General features: G+C 73.1%; 21 protein-coding genes and 1 tRNA gene. 15 read left to right on the top strand and 7 right to left on the bottom strand.

Annotated features, from left to right (window positions below; all coding sequences use genetic code 11):
• Nucleotides 1-38: 38 nt before the first annotated feature.
• From AB0D08_RS32760 to AB0D08_RS32710, 11 genes are all read left to right on the top strand, one after another.
• Nucleotides 39-488 carry a hypothetical protein gene (locus AB0D08_RS32760; protein WP_359893887.1) on the top strand — a complete coding sequence of 150 codons (450 nt, stop codon included), beginning with the start codon at nt 39-41 and terminating at the stop codon, nt 486-488.
• Between the two features lie 16 nt (nt 489-504).
• Complete coding sequence (locus AB0D08_RS32755) at nt 505-777, top strand: hypothetical protein (protein WP_359893885.1); 273 nt, start codon at nt 505-507, stop codon at nt 775-777.
• Nucleotides 778-892: 115 nt separating this feature from the next.
• Entirely contained in the window at nt 893-3,100 is a 2,208-nt protein-coding gene (locus AB0D08_RS32750; protein WP_359893884.1) for a cell division protein FtsK, read from the top strand.
• Between the two features lie 144 nt (nt 3,101-3,244).
• Nucleotides 3,245-3,514 (top strand): hypothetical protein, encoded by a 270-nt coding sequence (locus tag AB0D08_RS32745; RefSeq protein ID WP_359893882.1) that lies wholly within the window; start codon nt 3,245-3,247, stop codon nt 3,512-3,514.
• Between the two features lie 31 nt (nt 3,515-3,545).
• A complete protein-coding gene (locus AB0D08_RS32740) occupies nt 3,546-3,737 on the top strand; it encodes a hypothetical protein (RefSeq protein WP_359893880.1) in 192 nt (63 codons plus the stop codon).
• Complete coding sequence (locus AB0D08_RS32735; RefSeq protein WP_359893878.1) at nt 3,734-3,943, top strand: hypothetical protein; 210 nt, start codon at nt 3,734-3,736, stop codon at nt 3,941-3,943. Before AB0D08_RS32740 ends, AB0D08_RS32735 begins: the two co-directional genes overlap by 4 nt.
• Nucleotides 3,940-4,209, top strand: coding sequence for a hypothetical protein (locus tag AB0D08_RS32730; protein ID WP_359893876.1), 270 nt, complete (start codon nt 3,940-3,942; stop codon nt 4,207-4,209). Before AB0D08_RS32735 ends, AB0D08_RS32730 begins: the two co-directional genes overlap by 4 nt.
• 9 nt (nt 4,210-4,218) lie before the next feature.
• On the top strand, nt 4,219-5,337 hold the full coding sequence (locus tag AB0D08_RS32725) for a bifunctional DNA primase/polymerase (protein ID WP_359893874.1): 1,119 nt from the start codon (nt 4,219-4,221) through the stop codon (nt 5,335-5,337).
• Nucleotides 5,338-5,471: 134 nt separating this feature from the next.
• The gene (locus AB0D08_RS32720; RefSeq protein WP_359893872.1) at nt 5,472-7,052 is read left to right on the top strand and encodes a YfjI family protein; all 1,581 of its coding nucleotides are present in this window, start codon (nt 5,472-5,474) and stop codon (nt 7,050-7,052) included.
• Nucleotides 7,053-7,360: 308 nt separating this feature from the next.
• Nucleotides 7,361-7,600: a helix-turn-helix domain-containing protein gene (locus AB0D08_RS32715; RefSeq protein WP_359893870.1), complete on the top strand. Its 240-nt coding sequence runs from the start codon at nt 7,361-7,363 to the stop codon at nt 7,598-7,600.
• Nucleotides 7,601-7,616: 16 nt separating this feature from the next.
• Nucleotides 7,617-8,897 (top strand): tyrosine-type recombinase/integrase, encoded by a 1,281-nt coding sequence (locus tag AB0D08_RS32710; protein WP_359893868.1) that lies wholly within the window; start codon nt 7,617-7,619, stop codon nt 8,895-8,897.
• Between the two features lie 73 nt (nt 8,898-8,970).
• Here the strand turns inward: AB0D08_RS32710 and AB0D08_RS32705 are convergent.
• The 4 genes from AB0D08_RS32705 to AB0D08_RS32690 form a co-directional block, all read right to left on the bottom strand.
• Nucleotides 8,971-9,060, bottom strand: a tRNA-Ser gene (locus tag AB0D08_RS32705).
• A gap of 84 nt (nt 9,061-9,144) precedes the next feature.
• Nucleotides 9,145-9,660: a tRNA adenosine(34) deaminase TadA gene (gene tadA, locus AB0D08_RS32700; protein WP_051811760.1), complete on the bottom strand. Its 516-nt coding sequence runs from the start codon at nt 9,658-9,660 to the stop codon at nt 9,145-9,147.
• A gap of 50 nt (nt 9,661-9,710) precedes the next feature.
• A complete protein-coding gene (locus AB0D08_RS32695) occupies nt 9,711-10,274 on the bottom strand; it encodes a hypothetical protein (protein ID WP_359893867.1) in 564 nt (187 codons plus the stop codon).
• A gap of 207 nt (nt 10,275-10,481) precedes the next feature.
• Nucleotides 10,482-10,685 (bottom strand): hypothetical protein, encoded by a 204-nt coding sequence (locus AB0D08_RS32690; protein ID WP_033818243.1) that lies wholly within the window; start codon nt 10,683-10,685, stop codon nt 10,482-10,484.
• Nucleotides 10,686-10,859: 174 nt separating this feature from the next.
• Between AB0D08_RS32690 and upp the strand changes: the two genes are divergently transcribed.
• Nucleotides 10,860-11,495, top strand: a complete 636-nt coding sequence (gene upp / locus AB0D08_RS32685) for a uracil phosphoribosyltransferase (RefSeq protein WP_359893865.1) — start codon at nt 10,860-10,862, stop codon at nt 11,493-11,495.
• Between the two features lie 82 nt (nt 11,496-11,577).
• Here the strand turns inward: upp and AB0D08_RS32680 are convergent, their stop codons facing one another.
• Nucleotides 11,578-12,285 carry a LytR C-terminal domain-containing protein gene (locus tag AB0D08_RS32680; protein WP_359893907.1) on the bottom strand — a complete coding sequence of 236 codons (708 nt, stop codon included), beginning with the start codon at nt 12,283-12,285 and terminating at the stop codon, nt 11,578-11,580.
• A gap of 249 nt (nt 12,286-12,534) precedes the next feature.
• Complete coding sequence (locus AB0D08_RS32675) at nt 12,535-12,831, bottom strand: type II toxin-antitoxin system VapB family antitoxin (RefSeq protein WP_014136828.1); 297 nt, start codon at nt 12,829-12,831, stop codon at nt 12,535-12,537.
• 157 nt (nt 12,832-12,988) lie between these two features.
• Here AB0D08_RS32675 and AB0D08_RS32670 point away from each other — a divergent pair, with 157 nt between their 5' ends.
• Nucleotides 12,989-14,632: a helicase HerA-like domain-containing protein gene (locus AB0D08_RS32670; protein ID WP_359893863.1), complete on the top strand. Its 1,644-nt coding sequence runs from the start codon at nt 12,989-12,991 to the stop codon at nt 14,630-14,632.
• 30 nt (nt 14,633-14,662) lie between these two features.
• Here the strand turns inward: AB0D08_RS32670 and AB0D08_RS32665 are convergent, their stop codons facing one another.
• On the bottom strand, nt 14,663-15,826 hold the full coding sequence (locus AB0D08_RS32665) for a hypothetical protein (RefSeq protein ID WP_359893861.1): 1,164 nt from the start codon (nt 15,824-15,826) through the stop codon (nt 14,663-14,665).
• Between the two features lie 90 nt (nt 15,827-15,916).
• Between AB0D08_RS32665 and AB0D08_RS32660 the strand changes: the two genes are divergently transcribed.
• Nucleotides 15,917-16,768: an alpha/beta hydrolase gene (locus AB0D08_RS32660; RefSeq protein ID WP_033818238.1), complete on the top strand. Its 852-nt coding sequence runs from the start codon at nt 15,917-15,919 to the stop codon at nt 16,766-16,768.
• 66 nt (nt 16,769-16,834) lie between these two features.
• Nucleotides 16,835-17,356: a YbhB/YbcL family Raf kinase inhibitor-like protein gene (locus AB0D08_RS32655; protein ID WP_033818237.1), complete on the top strand. Its 522-nt coding sequence runs from the start codon at nt 16,835-16,837 to the stop codon at nt 17,354-17,356.
• The last annotated feature ends 114 nt before the right edge of the window (nt 17,357-17,470 follow it).

Raw genomic sequence — 17,470 nt, 5'->3', positions numbered from 1 at the left:
CAACTTCCGCGCACCACAGTCTCTTTGGAGAGTTTGTCGTGAGCTTCGACCGCGCTGCCCGCTTCGCCGCCGCCTACGCCCTGCTGCGGGCTGCCGCCGACGTGGCGGACCACTGGATCCAGACCGACCACCAGGCCGCCACCAAGGGCCAGCACGACCACAACCCCGGGCAGTCCAGCGCGGCCGGCCGCCGCGCCTGCACCGCCCACGTCGCCACCTACACCGCCACCCAGGCCACCGCCCTGCTGCTCGGCACCCGGGTGCTGGGGGTGCGGCTGCGGCCCGGCCCCATCGCCGCCGCCCTCACCGTATCGGCCGTCACGCACTACATCGCCGACCGCCGCGAGCCCCTGCGCCGCCTCGCCGACGCCACCGGCAGCCGGGCCTTCGTGCGGCTCGCCGACCACGGCATGAACGGCGCCTACTGCCTCGACCAGGCCTGGCACCACGCCTTCGAGACCGCCGCCGCCCTCATCGCCTCCGCCTGACCGGAAGGGACCCGCCATGTCCGACACGTTCATCCCGACCAGCCCGGTCACCGGCCTGCCGGTCGGCACCGTCGCCGTGTTCCTCACCCAGAGCGCCGCCCTGGTCGCGCTGTTCGCGGCCGATGGGCCCGACACCCACTACCGGCCCGGCTCCAACTTCCGCTGGTCGTGCCTGGGCTGCGGCGAGAGCAACGGCCCCACCGCCACCCTGCGCACCCCCGCCCGCAACGGCGCCAACACCCACGCCACCGAATGCCGGGCCATCCCCTGGCACCCGACCACCGCCTGACCCAGCCCGAGGAACAGCGCCACTGGCACCACCCCGGGACGGCCGCACAGCTTGCCGGCACGCCGGCCGTCCCGGGTCCCACCCTGCACAGCGATCTGTGAGGAAGGAACCACCAGTGAACCACCGCACCCCCGACCAGCCCGAGCGCCCGGACGACGAGCTGTTCGCGATGCTCGAAGCGGACCTGGCCACCGACCACGCGGTCGGCGCGACCGTGCTGGACTTCGACAAGGCCCGCACCGGCGCCACCCGCCGGATCCCCACCCCGACCACCCCCACTGACGACGACCCCGACGACGGTCCGTCGGTGTACGTGGACGCCCCGGCGCCGAAGGGAGACCGGGTGGCGGAGCGGTGGGCGACCGCCCGCGCCGCCAAGCGCCGCCCGATCATCCCCGCGTGGGCCCGTTCCAAGGCCGAACTGCTCACGTCCGCGAAGTGGCTCGGTGGGCACCTCGCCCACACGACCGGCTACCACGCGGTGCGCTCCCCGCTCTACACCGCGAAACTCCTGGCTCGCGCGCCCAGGGGTACGGCGCGGCTGGTCGGGGGCACCTACCGGTGGGTGACCGACGCCGAGGGTCGCCCCGTGCGCGCGGCGGCGGTGCGGCGTGAGGACGTGGAGCAGTACCTGACCCTGTCCCGGCGCCGGGATGCCCGGGTGAAGGCGCGGGGTGCGATCCTCGCCCTGGCCGCCGTGCTCGGGGTCGCGTTCACGGCGGTGCTGCTGGTCACCACCCCGGGCTGGACCGCGTTGGCGGTGGCGACTGCGCTGGCCCTGGCCCTCGGTGCGGCCGGCGGGCGCCCGGATGCGCCGCTGATCGACCGCGCGGTGGTCGGCACCAAGGTGCAGCGCCTCACCTCGGACATCGTGGTGCGGGCGCTCGGGGCGATGGGCATCGCCGAGATCAACAAGGCGATGGCCAAGGGCGGCTCGGGGATCACGTTCCCGGCGCCGATCACCCGGGACGGCCCCGGCTGGCGCGCCGACATCGACCTGCCCTACGGCGTTACCGCCATCGACATCATGGAACGCCGTGACCGCCTCGCCTCCGGGCTGCGGCGGCCGATGGGCTGCGTGTGGCCCGAGCCCGTGCACGACCAGCACGCCGGGCGCCTCATGCTGTGGGTCGGCGACCAGGACATGTCGCAGACCACCCCGCCGCCGTGGCCCTTGGCCAAGACCGGCACCGCCAGCCTGTTCAAGCCGATCCCGTTCGGCACCGACCAGCGCGGACGCACCGTCAGCATGCTGCTGATGTTCGCCAACGTGCTGATCGGCGCCATGCCACGCTTCGGCAAGACCTTCGCCCTGCGGGTCCTGATGCTCGCCGCCGCCCTCGACCCCACCGCCGAACTGCACGTGTGGGAGCTCAAGGGCACCGGCGACCTGGAGGACGCCGCGAAGGTCGCCGCCGACTACGGATCCGGCGCCGACGACGCCACGATCGAAGGCGCGGTCGGGTCGCTCCGCTACGTCTACAAGGAGCTGGAACGGCGGGCCGGTGTGCTGCGGTCGCTGCCGAAGGAGCGGCGCCCGGAGAACAAGGTCACCCCGGAGCTGGCGGCCGATCCCAAGCTCGGCCTGCACCCCCTCGTGCTCATCATCGACGAGTGCCAGGAGCTGTACTCGCACACGGAGTTCGGCAAGGAGGCCGGGGAGCTGTCCGAGGCCATCATCAAGCGCGGCCCCGCGATGGGCGTGATCCTCATGCTCGCCACCCAGCGCCCCGACGTGAAGTCCCTCCCGGGCGGGGTGTCGGCGAACGTCGGCATCCGCTTCTGCCTGCGGGTCATGGGCCAGACCGAGAACGACATGGTGCTGGGCACCTCCGCGTACAAGAACGGGCTGCGGGCGACCACGTTCACCGCGAACGACAAGGGCATCGGCTACCTGGTCGGCGCCGCCACCGACCCGCAGATCGTCCGCTCGTTCTACCTGGACGGCCCCGCCGCCGGACGCATCATGGACCGCGCCCGCGCCCAGCGGATCGCCGCCGGAACCCTCACCGGGGTGGCGGCCGGACAGCTGCCGGAGCGGGAGAAGACCACCAGCAGCGTCCTGGACGACCTGATCGCCATCTGGCCCACCACCGAGCCCAAGGTGTGGTCCGAGACCCTGGTGGCCGCCCTCGCCGCCTACGACGAGAACCGGTACGGCGGGTGGGAGCCCGAGCAACTCGCCCTGGTCCTCAAGCCGCACGGCATCGACACCGTACAAATGTCGCGGCGGGTGGACGGCCGGCAGGTCAACCGACGCGGAGTCGAGCGGGACCGGGTCACCACCGCGATCGCTGAGCGTGACAAGAAGCGGTCCGCCTGACCCACCTGTGGGGGTGCTACCGGTAGCGGCCCGGCCCGCTACCGGTAGCACCCCCGGTAGCGCCCCACGCCACCCCTGGCCAGGCCGCTAGCACATAGCGGCTGACCTCGCCAAACCCCCGAAACAGCCCCTGGGAGCCCCCTCATGACCCCGATAGCCCTGGCCCTCGCCTGCCTACTCGCCGTCACCCTGAGTTACGCCCTGGTGTGTGCGGTCAGCCCGTTCACCACCTGCCGCGCCTGCAAGGGCTTCGGCTTCAAGACCCGCACCACCCGCACCGGCGCGATCAAACGCGGCCGGGACTGCCGCCGCTGCCACGCCACCGGCCGCCGCCTCAGGATCGGCCGCCGCCTCCACAACCACAGCGTCGCCGCCCGCGAGAGCGGCCGCCGCATCCGCCACGACGCCCACTGACCCAGCACCACCGTCCCGGGAGGGAACCGCCGTGCTCGTCTCCGTCTCCACCGCGTTCCTGTTCGCCCTCATCACCGCCGCCCTGATCTGGTTCAAGCGCATCACCCCCGCCGCCGCACTGGCGGTGTGGCTGTGCGGCTTCACCGTCGCCAGCACCGGACTGTCCGGCCCGGTGAACTCCCTGATCGCCGCCCTCGTGTCCGCGATCGGCAGCACCCAGTGACCGCCGCCCGCACGATCCGGCCGCTGGCCGCCGTCCACCTGCGCGAGGCGATGACCGCCACCGCCAACCACGACGGACCGGCCGCCCTGGCGGCCCTCATGCACATCGACGCTGAGTCCTGGCAGGCCATCAACGCCCGTCTTGCCCAGCTCGGGACCGACATCCTCACCGTCCTCAACACCACCGCCGTGGGAGGCATCCAGTGAGCACGACCGATCTGATCGCCGCCGCTGTCCTGTTCGGCCCCGGTGCGGTAGCTGGCGCGTTCCACGCCCGGTCCGTGCGAGGGCAGCGCGCCGACTCGGCCCGGGTGCGGGCTGTGCTGGCCGTGTCGGCCGCCGAACGCGCCGCCCTCGCCGAGCAGCAGAGCCCGACTCCGCCCCCGGCGCGGGAGTCCGCCCCCGCACCGCAGCCCGCGCCGCCGGTCCGACTGGCGACGGTCATCGACTTCCCCGCCCGCCGGGCGGCGTAGGGGCGCGGGGTGGCCGCCCTCGACTGGCACGACGCGGCCCACTACGACCGCGCCAGCGCCCTGCCCTGCCGCCACTGCGGCAGCCCCACCCTGCTGCGGGACGACCAGCGCAGACCTGCGCACAAGGTCTGCGCCGAGACGTCCACCACGCCCACCGCTGCCGTGGCGGCCCCGGTCCCGGCCGGGACGGGCACGGCATTCCTGCCCACCGCGCAGGAGTCGCCGATGGACTGGCAGCGCGCCCTGTCCGCCGCCCACCACGCCGCCGAACGCGGCCTGGCCGTCTTCCCCCTCGCCCGCACCAAGCGCCCGGCGATCCCGAGCCCACACCCCAAAGGCACCCCCTGCCGGGGCGAGTGCGGCCGGTTCGGCCACGGGGTCCTGGACGCCACCACCGACCACCAGGTGATCGACGCCATGTTCGGGCGAGCGTCGTGGGCCACCGCCTACGGCATCGCGTGCGGCCGGGCCCCGCACCACCTGATCGGCCTCGACCTGGACGTGAAGGACGGTCAGGACGGCATCGCCGACCTGACCGCCCTGGCCGAGCAGCACCACTTCACCATGCCCGCGACGGCCACGGTGGCCACGCCTTCCGGCGGGCTGCACCACTGGCTGGTCGCCCCGCCCGGTGCCCGGATCGTCAACTCGGTCAAGGCCGTGGCGCCGGGGATCGACGTGCGGGGCGTGGCCGGGTACCTGGTCGGCCCCGGATCACTGGGGGAGCGCGGCCGGTACCTGTTCGCCCCCGGCACCAACCCCGACACCATCGCCCCGGCCCCGGACGGGCTGCTGGCACTACTCACCCCCAAACCCACCCCGGCCGTACTGCCCGACCCGGACAGGCTCCGGCAGGGCATCCGCAAGCAGGGCGCCTACGCCAAAGCCGTCATCGAACGCGAGGCCGCCAAGGTCGCCGCCACGAAGCAGCCCGGGCGCGGGCGGCAGTTGTTCGCCAGCTCCGCCGCCCTGGGCGTCCACGTCGCGGCCGGCACCGTCACCGAGGACGTGGCGTTCGACGCGCTGCTGAGCGCGGGCCTGTCCACCGGCCTGCCGCACCCCGAGTGCGAGCGCACCATCCGCCGGGGCTTCGCCAAGGCCGCAGGCACCCTGCGCCCGGCGGCCTGACAGCCGGACCTCACCCGACGCGGGGGCGGGAAAAGCGCTTTCCCCGCCCCCGTCCTCCCGCGCCTTCTCCGCCGTGTCCCGGCCCCGTACGGGCCCCTCTCACCGCCCGCCACACACCCTCCGGAGGATTCTTCGTGACCCCCGCCAGCAACGCCCCTGACGACCCGTACGACAACGTGAGCCCCCTGTTCCGCGAAGGGTGGGAGCAGGACGCCGACCCCGGCCAGGCCCCGGAGGCGTGGGACACCCCGGTGCCGGTCGGCGAGTCCCGCACCCTGCCCGCGTTTCCCGTCGACGCCCTGCCCGCCTGGGTGGGGGAGATGGTGGCCGCCGTGGCGGAGGAGACCCAGACCCCGGCCGACCTCGCCGGGTGCCTGGCGCTAGCCGCTCTCGCGGCCGCAGCGGGCGGCCGGGTCAGGGTCCGGATCCGGGGCAGGTGGCACGAGCCGGTGAACATCTACACCGCCGTGGCGCTGCCCCCGGGCAACCGGAAGTCCGCCGTGTTCGACCTGATGATCGCGCCGTTGCTGACCGTCGAGAAGGAGCTGAAGGCCGCCAGCGCACTGAAGCGGACCGAGGCCGAGACCACGCTCAAGCTGCTCAAGGCCGCCGCCGAGCGGGCCACCGCCAAGGCAGGGGCCGCCGAGGCGGGCGACCGGGCCACGGCAGCCCAGGAGGCGGTGGCCCTCGCCCAGGAGGCCGAGGCCGTCACCGTCCCGGCCGAGACGCAGCTCATCGCCGACGACGCCACCCAGGAGTCGTTGGCGACGCTGCTGGCCGAGCAGGGCGGGCGGATCGCCATCATGAGCCCCGAGGGCGGGATCTTCGACATCATCGCCGGTCTGTACTCCGGCAGCTCCAACATGACCATCTTCCTGAAGGGCCATGCCGGGGACATGGCCCGGGTGAACCGGCAGGGCCGCCCGTCCCAGTACGTCGAGCGGCCGGCCGTGACGATGGGCCTGGCCATCCAGCCCGAAGTGCTGGACGCCATCGCCAAGGTCAAGGGCGCCGACGGACGCGGCCTGCTCGCCCGCTACCTCTACTCTGTCCCGGTGTCCCTGGTGGGCTCCCGCACAGTCGAGCCTGAGCCGATCCCCGACCAGGTGGTCGACGCCTACGGCGAGCGGCTGGCCGCGCTGACCAGGGACCTGGCGGACTGGACCGACCCGGCGGTGGTCACCCTCACCCCCGAGGCTGATGCCGTGATGCTGGCCTACCAGAAGGTCACCGAGGCCCGCCTCGCCAAGGGCGGGAGCCTCGCCCCGATCATCAAGTGGGCCAGCAAGCGCGACGGGGCAGTGGCCCGCCTCGCCACCCTGCTGCACCTCGCCACCCACCCCGCCGAAGGGTGGCGGCGCCCGATCGAGGCGGCCACCATGGCCGCCGCCACCCGCCTCGGGGACTACTTCACTGTCCACGCGCTCCACGTCTTCGACGCGATGGGCGCCGACCCCGCCCGGGACGCGGCCTGGGTCCTGCTGGAGCACCTGAAGGCCAACCCGCCCGGCGGCAGCTTCACCAAGCGCGACGCGTTCCGGTCGGTGCCCCGCTCCGACTTCCGCACCATGTCCGACCTTGACCCCGCCCTGGCCCTGCTCGAAGAACACGGGTGGCTGCGGCAGCAGGCCCCGCCGCCGCGCTCCGGCAAGGGCGGCCGGCCCCCGTCCCCGCGCTACCAGGCCCACCCCGCCATCGCCCACGGCGAGGCCTGACCCGGCGGAAACCCCCGGAGCGCCGACAGAACTGGCAGAACCCCCTGAAACGGGCTCTGACCTGCGGAAACACCCATGATCGTCGTTGTGACAAAACCAATTAAAACTCTGACAGAACCTCCCCGGCCCAGGTTCTGTCTCGCTGACACAACCCCCTCCCCAGAGGTTCTGTCAGAGTTTTTACCGGTTTTGTCACGCGCGTGATCATGGACAAAACCCCAGGTCAGGGCACCTAGAAGGGGGGTTGTGTCAGTTCTGTCAGCGCCCGGGCCCTCCCAGCACCCCACACCACCGCAGGAGGACCCACCGTGACGACCCCGGTCGCCGACGGATCGGCCGCGCCCGGCCATGACCCGACCCTCGAACTTCTCGACGTGGCGGAGGCTGCCCGCCGCCTCCGCATCGGCCGGACCACGGCCTATGCCCTGATCGCCTCCGGCGAGCTGGAGTCCGTCACGGTCGGCCGACTCCGCCGTGTTCCCCCTGCGGCAGTCGGTGAGTACGTCGCCCGCCTCCGCGAGTCCCAGAACCACCGCACCGCAGCCTGACTTGAGGAGCCACCCCGTGGACAACGAGAAGAAGCGCACCCGCAGGCCCAACGGGGCGTCCAGCATCTACCAGAGCGCCGACGGCAAGTGGCACGGCCGGGTCACCGTCGGGGTCAAGCCCGACGGCCAGCCGGATCGACGCCACGTTGAGCGCAAGACCGAGGCCGACGTCATCAACGCTGTCCGTGAGCTTGAGAAACAGCGCGACAGTGGGAAGGTCCGCAAGGCCGGCCAGCGCTGGACGGTCAAGACATGGCTCACCCACTGGGTGGAGAACATCGCCGCGCCATCCGTAAAGCCGAACACTCTTGCGAGCTATCGGGTGGCCGTGAACGTCCATCTCATCCCCGGCCTGGGCGCCCACCGGCTTGAGAAGTTGGAGCCGGAGCACCTTGAGCTGTTCTACAAGACGATGCAGGGGCGGGGCAGCGCCGCAGCAACCGTCCACCAGGCCCACCGCAGCATGCGGACCGCGTTGAACCACGCGCTCCGGCGGGGGCACCTGACCCGGAACGTGGCCATGCTGGCGGTTGCCCCGAGGGTCACCGAAAAGGACGTGGAGCCGTACACGGTGGCTGAGGTACAGAGCCTGCTCGCCGCAGCTTCCCGGCGCCGAAACAGCGCCCGGTGGGCCATCGCGCTGGCCCTCGGACTCCGGCAGGGTGAGGCACTGGGGCTGCGCTGGGCTGACGTCGACCTCGCCACCGGGATGCTCCGGGTCCGCAAGGCCAGGCAGCGCCCGAAGTACGCGCACGGCTGCACCGAGCCGTGCGGCCGGAAGCACGCCGGCCGCTGCCCGGAGCGGCAACAGACCAACGCCGACACTGACGACACCAAGTCCAAGGCCGGTAAGCGGACGATCGGACTTCCCGATGAGCTGGCGAATCTGCTCAAGCTCCACCAGGTCGAGCAGGCCCGTGAGCGCACTGCCGCCGGACATCAGTGGCACGACGGAGGGTGGGTGTTCGCCTCCGAGGACGGACGTCCCCTGATCCCGCGCACCGACTGGGACGAGTGGAAGCGCCTGCTCAAGGCAGCCGGGCTGCGGGATGCCCGGCTGCACGACGCTCGCCACACGGCGGCCACAGTCCTGCTGATCCTCGGGGTGAGTGAGCGCGCCGTCATGGGTGTTATGGGCTGGTCGTCCACCGCCATGGCCGCTCGATATCAGCACATGATCGACCCGATCCGGAAGGACATCGCCAAGCGCGTGGGCGGGCTGCTCTGGCAAGTGCCCGATGCTGCTGAAGGGAGTACGCCGGACGCCCCTGAGAAGGGCGCCGCTAGGGGCGAGTGAGACGGAAACTGAGACGGAAACGACTCGGGCGACCTCTTAGATCTAAGAGGTCGCCCGAGTCGTTGCTGCTCTCTGGCGGTAGCGGTGGGATTCGAACCCACGGTGAAGTTGCCCCCACACACGCTTTCGAGGCGTGCTCCTTTGGCCGCTCGGACACGCTACCGAGGGAGACTCTACCGGACGCCCCCGGCGGGAACGAAATCCGTTCCGGACGGACGCCCGTGGGCGGGACCTCGCGGTGGCGCCGTCAGCGCTGGGTGTCGAAGAACGCGCGGAGCTGGTCGCCGCACTCCTCGGCCAGCACGCCCCAGATCACCTCGGGCCGGTGGTTGAGCCGGCGGTCGCGCATCACGTCGAAGAGCGAGCCGGCCGCGCCGGCCTTCTCGTCGAGGGCGCCGTAGACCACCCGGTCGATCCGGGACAGCACGATCGCGCCCGCGCACATCGTGCACGGTTCCAGGGTGACGACCAGGGTGCAGCCGCTGAGCCGCCACTCGCCCACGGCCGCCGCCGCCTGCCGGATCGCGACCACCTCGGCGTGGGCGGTGGGGTCCCCGACGGCCTCGCGCTCGTTGTGGCCGCGCCCGAGGACGCCGCCGTCCGGGCCCAGTACGAGCGCCCCGACCGGGACGTCACCGGTGGCCGGGGCCAGCGCGGCCTCGGCGATGGCGAGGCGCATCTGGTCCGTCCAGCGGTCGCGTACCGGGTCGGGGCGGGTCGGGGCCGGGAGCGGGGTGAGCCGGGGGAGCGGTGCGGGCTGCATGGAGCCAGTGTCGGGCACCGGCTCCGGGCGGCGGATCACCGGGCCGCCCGTTAGCGGACGGCCTCCAGGACCTCGCCGCAGCCGATCGCCTCGGCGATCTCGGCCAGCGCCTCGCCGGGCACCGCGCCCTCGCCGGCCAGGTCGGTCAGCTCGGCCGGACCGAGGCCGTACTCGGCCAGCAGCTCCGCGTCGCCGAGCGGGCCGACCGGGACGCCGCCCGGGCCGACGGCACCGGCGCTCTCGTCCTCGCCGTCCTGCTCGGTCTCGGCCGAGGCCTCGTCCTCGTCGTCGAGGTCGGCCACCAGGTCGTCGAGGTCGTCGAAGTCGTCACCGGTCTGCTCGACCAGCTCGTCGGTGAGGATCGCGCCGTAGGAGCTGCGGGCCGCCGCGGCGCCGTCGGAGACGAAGATCCGGGGATCCTCCTCGCCGTCCACCCGCAGGACGGCGAACCAGGCGTCCTCCTGCTCGATGAAGACCAGCACGGTGTCGTCGTCCTCGGCGGCCTCCCGGGCGAGGTCGACCAGGTCGGTCAGGGCTTCTACGTTGTCGAGTTCGGTCTCGCTCACATCCCACCCGGCACCGGTGCGAGCAAGCACTGCAGCGAAGTACGCCACCAGGGACACTCCCAAGATTGGTCTCGGCTGTCGGCGATCTCGGGCGAACGCGGTCTGGCCGCCCCCGCGCCAGAGGCGGTCCGCTGTTCGGACCGTCCCACCGCATCGTGACAGAAAGCCCGCCGCTGCGGGGGGTGTTCGGCAGCGCGTCTTTGCAGGTCGTGTCGGAATGGCCGGTCAGGGGCGGGCGGATCGGCCGGTGTGCCGTCAGATCCGGAAGGTCCGCATCCGCATCGCCTCGCGCAGCCGGCGCTCCTTGGTGCGGCGCGGCTGCACACGCGCCCGTAGTTCGCGTGCCTCCGTGAGCTCGCGGAGGAACACGGCCCGCCGTCTACGGCGGTCCGCGGGGGTCTCGGGCGCGGGCTGGGACTCGTCTGTCGAGCCGGGCCCGACGCGCGGGTTGCTCTTCATACGGTCCGACGTTCCCAGAAATGTCCGGTTGATACCACGGGAAAGGTCTCGGTTCGGTCAGGTCATCCGGTCGGTGGCGTGTCGCACCCGCCGCATCCGCCGCACGGTGCCCGCCTGCCGCGCCCGTTTCGCGGCGAGTCGTACCCATGTGCTGCCGACCGTTACGGTTGGCACATGCGTCTCCATGTCGTCGACCACCCGTTGGTGGCCCACAAGCTCTCTACCCTGCGCGACGAGCGCACCGACTCGCCGACCTTCCGCAGGCTGACGGACGAGCTGGTGACCCTGCTCGCGTACGAGGCCACCCGGGACGTCCGGACCGAGCAGGTGGAGATCACCACCCCGGTCGCCGTCACCACCGGCACCCGGCTGAGCTACCCCCGTCCGCTGGTGGTGCCGATCCTGCGGGCCGGGCTCGGCATGCTGGACGGCATGACCCGGCTGCTGCCGACCGCCGAGGTCGGCTTCCTGGGCATGGTGCGCAACGAGGAGACCCTGGAGGCCTCCACCTACGCGACCCGGATGCCGGACGACCTCTCCGGCCGCCAGGTGTACGTGCTCGACCCGATGCTGGCCACCGGCGGCACCCTGGTCGCCGCGATCCGGATGCTGCTGGAGCGCGGGGCCACCGACGTGACCGCCGTGGTGCTGCTGGCCGCGCCCGAGGGCGTCGCGGTGATGGAGAAGGAGCTGGCCGGCACCCCGGTCACCGTGGTGACGGCGGCGCTGGACGAGCGGCTCAACGAGCACGGCTACATCGTCCCGGGCCTCGGCGACGCGGGCGACCGCCTCTACGGCACGGCGGGCTGACCGCCCGGACCACGACGGACACCAGGTGGGCGCCTCCCGGCCGGGAGGCGCCCACCTTGGCGTCGTACGGGGAGCGGGCGGCTCAGCAGCTGCCGGGACCGCTGGCGGACGGGGAGGGCTTGGTCGCGGCGGCCAGTGCGGCGGCCGCGGCGGTCGGGTCGAGCATCGCGGACCAGGCGTCGCCGATCACCAGGTCGACGGTGGCGTCGGCCCGGGTGTCGGCGGTGGTGGTGGCACCGGCGACCTGCGAGCCGACCAGGACGGCCGCGCCGAGCCCGCCCGGTCCGCTGATCACCTGGGCGGTGCCGGGCACCTTCTTGTCGAGGGCGGAGGGCGCGTTGCCGACCGCGCCGACGGTGAAGCCGCGCTTCTTCAGCTCGTCCGCCGTGCGGGCGGCCAGTCCGCTCTTGTCGGTGGCGTTGTACACGTTCACCGTGACGGCCTGCGGCTGCGGGATCGCGGTGCTGGTGGCACCGGGGGCCGGAGCCGCCGCGCCGCCGGGTGCCGCGGGTGCGCCGCTGCCGGCCGCCGGGGAACTGCCCGGTTCGGGCGCGGCCAGCGGCTTGCCGGAGGCGGCGGGCGAGGCGCAGGCCTGGGCCGTGGCCTGCCGGCCCATGCCGGTGAAGATGTCCACCAGCTGCACGCCGCCCAGGGCGATCAGGGCCAGGGCGAGCAGGGAGCCGATCAGCGCGAGGACGCGCCGGCTCTTGCGGGGCGGGCGTCCCAGGCGCGGGTACGAGTTACCGGTGATCCGGTACTGCTTCCCCTTCAAACCTTGGGGAGTCAACATGCTCACGGTCTGTCTCCCCCTCGTGCCGGGGCGGGGTTCGGTGACGGGGCGGCCGTCCGGTTGGGGTGCGGCGGGGTCGCCGACTGGTGCGCGGCCGTTGGCAGCAGACTAGTGCCCGACCGGTCGCATATGTACTAATTGATCATCATCTGGAGTACGGCGGCACTCGAAAGGATGTACCGGAGCCGGAACGGGCCGCCTCTGACGGGTGACCCTGGTTCCGGCAGGTTTAGGAACGGCGGGGGTGGTTCAGTCCATCTCCAGCACGCGGGCGTGCAGGACCTGACGCTGCTGCAGGGCGGCCCGGACGGCCCGGTGCAGGCCGTCCTCCAGGTACAGGTCGCCACGCCACTTCACCACGTGGGCGAAGAGGTCCCCGTAGAACGTCGAATCCTCGGCCAGGAGTGTTTCCAGGTCGAGCTGGCCCTTGGTGGTCACCAGCTGGTCCAGCCGCACCGGACGAGGTGCGACGTCCGCCCACTGACGGGTGCTGGTCCGGCCGTGATCCGGGTACGGCCGTCCGTTGCCGATGCGCTTGAAGATCACACGGAAAGCCTACCGTCCGGGGCGCCGCGGGCGCAGCAGGCGTGACCTGACCTGCGGGCCCAAGACTCCGGGGTTTTGATGGTGGATGTCGTAAATTCCCGTCTTGTGACACCTCATGGTGTCTCACGACACCTCGCCCGCGTTGGGAGCCAGCCCCATGACCGCCGACCGGCCTTCGCCCGACGCAGCCCCCGACGACGCCGCCGATGCCACCCCCGACGCCGGCCCCGGCGCGGCGGCCGCCCTCCCCGAGGCCGTCCGGGAGATCGCCGCCGGCTACGCCTTCACCGGCCCGGCGCTCGAACTCGGCGCCGTGCTCCTGGGCCCCGACGCCTACCCGCAGGCGCAGGTGCGGATCCCGCTCGGGGTGCTGAACCGCCACGGCCTGGTGGCCGGCGCGACCGGCACCGGCAAGACCAAGACCCTGCAGCTGATCGCCGAGCAGCTCTCGGCCCAGGGCGTGCCGGTCTTCCTGGCCGACGTCAAAGGGGACGTCTCCGGGATCTCGGCGCCCGGCACGCCGGGCGACCGGGTCACCGAGCGGGCCCGCGAGGTCGGCCAGAGCTGGACCCCGCAGGGCTGCCCCGCCGAGTTCTACGCCCTCGGCGGGCAGGGCGCCGGCATCCCGCTGCGCGCGACGGTGACCAGCTTCGGGCCGCTGCTGCTGGCCAAGGTGCTGGAGCTGAACGAGACCCAGGAGTCCTCGCTCGGCCTGGTCTTCCACTACGCGGACCGCCACGGGCTGGAGCTCTACGACCTCAAGGACCTGACGGCGGTGATCACCTTCCTCACCTCGCCCGAGGGCAAGGCGGAGCTGAAGGGGATCGGCGGCCTGTCGGCGGCGACCGCCGGGGTCATCCTGCGGGCCCTGACCGTGCTGGAGAACGAGGGCGCCGGGACCTTCTTCGGCGAGCCGGAGTTCGACACGGCGGAGCTGCTGCGCACCGCCGACGGGCGCGGCGTGGTGTCGGTGCTGGAGCTGCCGGCGGTGCAGGACCGGCCGCGGCTGTTCTCCACCTTCCTGATGTGGCTGCTCGCCGACCTGTACCAGGAGCTCCCCGAGGTCGGCGACCTGGACCGGCCGAAGCTGGTGTTCTTCTTCGACGAGGCGCACCTGCTGTTCAAGGGCGCCTCGAAGGCGTTCCTGGAGGCGATCACCCAGACGGTCCGGCTGATCCGGTCGAAGGGGGTGGGGATCTTCTTCGTGACCCAGACCCCCAAGGACGTGCCGGGCGACGTGCTGGCCCAGCTCGGCAACCGGGTGCAGCACGCGCTGCGGGCCTTCACCCCGGACGACGCCAAGGCGCTGAAGGCCACCGTCTCGACCTTCCCCCGCTCCGGTTACGACCTGGCCGAGGTGCTCACCCAGCTGGGCACCGGCGAGGCCGTGGTGACGGTGCTCTCCGAGAAGGGCGCGCCGACGCCGGTCGCGGCGACCCGGCTGCGGGCGCCGCAGTCGCTGATGGGGCCGGTGCCGCCGGAGCGGCTGGCGGCGGCGGTGGACGCCTCGCCGCTGGCGGCCCGTTACCGGGACGCGATCGACCGGGAGTCGGCGTACGAGCGGCTGGCGGCGCGCGCCCAGCAGGCCGCCGCGCCCGCCCCGGCGGAGCCCGGGCCCGAGGCGGCGCCGCAGCGCGAGAAGGAGGAGGGGCGCGCGGAGCGGCCGCCGCAGGAGCAGGGCGGGCTGCTCGGAAGTCTGCTGAGCAACCCGGCCGTGAAGTCCTTCGCCCGCTCGGCCGGCACCCAGCTCGGCCGCGAGATCAGCCGCAGCCTGTTCGGGACCTCGCGGCGCCGGCGGTAGCGGCGGCGCCGGCGGTGGCCGGCGGGCCGGTCAGCGCAGGGCCTCGCCGATCCGGTCCAGGGAGGACAGCCGCATCAGGCCGTAGTGGTAGAACTCGACCTCGGGGACGCCGAAAGCGCGCAGCATGTCGATCTTCGCCGCCAGGTTGGCGGGTCCGTCGCAGTCGGAGGCCATCGGCCGCAGGATGACGGCCATCTCCTCGGGGCGCACCCCGTGCAGGGCGAAGGCGGCGACCTTCTCCCGGACCTCCTCGGGGGTGCGCGCGTAGCCGAGCGTCTCGATCTGGTGCGCGGCCGCGGCGAGCGCCGGGAGGTCGATGCCGGAGAGCCAGCCCTTGCCGGGCCCGGCGCCGTCCATGAAGGTGAGCCGCATGCCGTGCTGCGCGGCGGCCTCGGCGACCTCGGCCGCGAGCGAGGTGACGGTGAGGGTGGCGGCGTCCAGGTAGGCGGCGACCGTGCCGTCGGCGAGGGCGTCGAGGGCGGCCGGTTCGGCTGCCCTGCGCTCGTCGGTGAGGCGGGCGCGGATCTCGTCCCCGACGGCCCGGCGGACCTTCTCGGCGGGGACGTCCGCGGCGGTCGCGGCGGCCCGGCAGTGGTCGCAGAAGCAGATGCCGAGCAGGGCCTCGGCGGCCGGGCCGAGGTCCTCGAAGTAGCGCTCGTGGTGGTAGCCGTGGCGCAGGCCGTGGAAGTGCAGCGACTCGGCGCGGATCGCGTCCACGCCGTACCGGGCGAGCTCGCCGACCAGGGTGGTGGCGTACTCGCGGACCTCCGGGTTGGCGGGGCACAGCTCGGTGCGGGCGCGGTCGCCGAAGGCGTTGGCGGGGGAGCAGTCCGGGTGCTGGAAGCCGAGCCGGTCGTTGTGGCAGAAGACCGTCCAGGCGTGCAGCTTCAGGCCGCGGCGGTGCGCCTGCTCGGCGGCCTCGGCGAAGGGGTCGCGTTCGCCGATCGCGGTGGAGGCGACGGGGGCGAGCCGCCGGCCGGCCCAGCGGGCCGGGTCGGGCCGGAAGTAGGCGGCGCCCGGTTCCAGGTACTGGACGACGCGGCGCGGGTTGTGCGGGAAGACGTCCCGGGCTTCGTGGTAGACGGAGGCCAGGGTCACCCCGCCGACGCCGGCCCGGTCGGTAAGGTTGCCGAAGAAGGCGTCGGGCCCCTCGTCCAGCAGATCGGTGGCGAAGGCGAGGACGGACGACTCCATGGGGCGGCTCCGGAGCAGGGCGGTACGCGGGATGCCCACGCTATCCGGGGCGTCCGTTATTGGTCTATACCTGATGGCAGGGGAGCGCCGATGTCACCCGTCTACCGGCAGTTCGACCAGGTCGAGCTGGACCGCGAGTACTCGCCCAGCAGCTGCGTGGCCGACCTCGGCGCCGAGCTGGCCGCGTACACCGAGGGCAGCGCCGCCGCGTACGCCGCGCTCCCCGGCCACCGGGAACTGCGGTACGGCACCCAGGCGCCCGAGGTGCTGGACTTCTTCCCCGCCGCCGGGCCCGCCGCCCCGCTGCACGTCTTCGTGCACGGCGGTTACTGGCAGGAGCTGGACAAGGCCGACTCGGTGTTCGCCGCGCCGGACTTCACCGCCCGGGGCACCGCGTTCGCCGCGATCGGCTACGGGCTGGCGCCGAAGTGGCCGCTGGACGCGATCGTGGCGCAGGTCCGGCGGGCGGTGCGCCGGCTGCTGACGGACGCCGAACAGCTCGGGGTGGACCCGCAGCGGGTGTACCTCAGCGGCAGCTCGGCCGGTGCGCACCTGGCCGCGATGGCGCTGCTCGACCCCGAGCCCGCCCCGGACGGCCGCCGGGTGGCGGGCGCGGTGCTGCTCAGCGGGGTCTACGACCTGGAGCCGATCTCGCTCAGCTACGTCAACGAGGCGCTCGGCCTGGACGCAGCAGCGGCCCGCCGCAACAGCCCGCTGCACCTCCCGCAGGCCGGGCTGCCGCCGCTGCTGATCGCGGTCGGCGAGCACGAGACCGCCGAATTCGGCCGCCAGCACGAGGAGTTCACCGCCTCGGTACGGGCCGCCGGGGTGCCGGTGCACGCCTTCACGGCGGCCGGGCGCAACCACTTCGACCTGCCGCTGGACCTCGGCCGCGCGGACAGCCGACTCGGCCGCGAGGTCCTGGAGCGGTTCGGGTCCTGAGCCGCCGCCGGATCCATAGACTGCCCCGGCAAGCAACCGACCCGACGCCCAGGAGAGGGACGCCCCATGACGGTCCGTCCGCCGCTTCCGTACGACTTCCTGCCGAAGGTGCCGTCCTTCGAGCTGACCAGCACCGACCTGGTGGACGGCGCCACCATGCCCGACGCCCATGTGCACGGCGGCGGGAACCTCTCGCCGCAGCTGAGCTGGTCCGGCTTCCCGGAGGGGACCCGGGGCTTCGCGGTCACCTGCTTCGACCCGGACGCGCCCACCGGCAGCGGCTGGTGGCACTGGCTGGCGGTCAACCTGCCCGCCGACACCACCGAACTCGCCCGCGGCGCCGGCTCCTCCGACGGCGACCTGCCGGGCGGCGCCTCGTTCCACGTCCGCAACGACTTCCCCGGCCACCAGTACGACGGCGCCGCGCCGCCGCCCGGACCGGCCCACCGCTACGTCTTCGCGGTGCACGCGCTGGACGTCCCCACCCTGGACCTGAAGCCGGACACGCCGGCCGCTGCCGTCGGCTTCAACCTGGCGTTCCACGCGGTCGGCCGGGCGCTGCTCACCGTCGAGTACCAGGCGGGCTGAGCCCCGGCGGGCGGGTCCCGGCCCCTGCGGCGCGGCGGGCGTCTCGGACCAGGGCTCGGACATGAGGGGGCCCCTCCAGCTCGGTAGTGCGGTGTGATGCGACGGATGTCGGTG

Source organism: Kitasatospora sp. NPDC048540 (assembly GCF_040651175.1).
GTDB lineage: Bacteria > Actinomycetota > Actinomycetes > Streptomycetales > Streptomycetaceae > Kitasatospora.
This window is presented reverse-complemented; position numbering and strand designations above follow the sequence as displayed.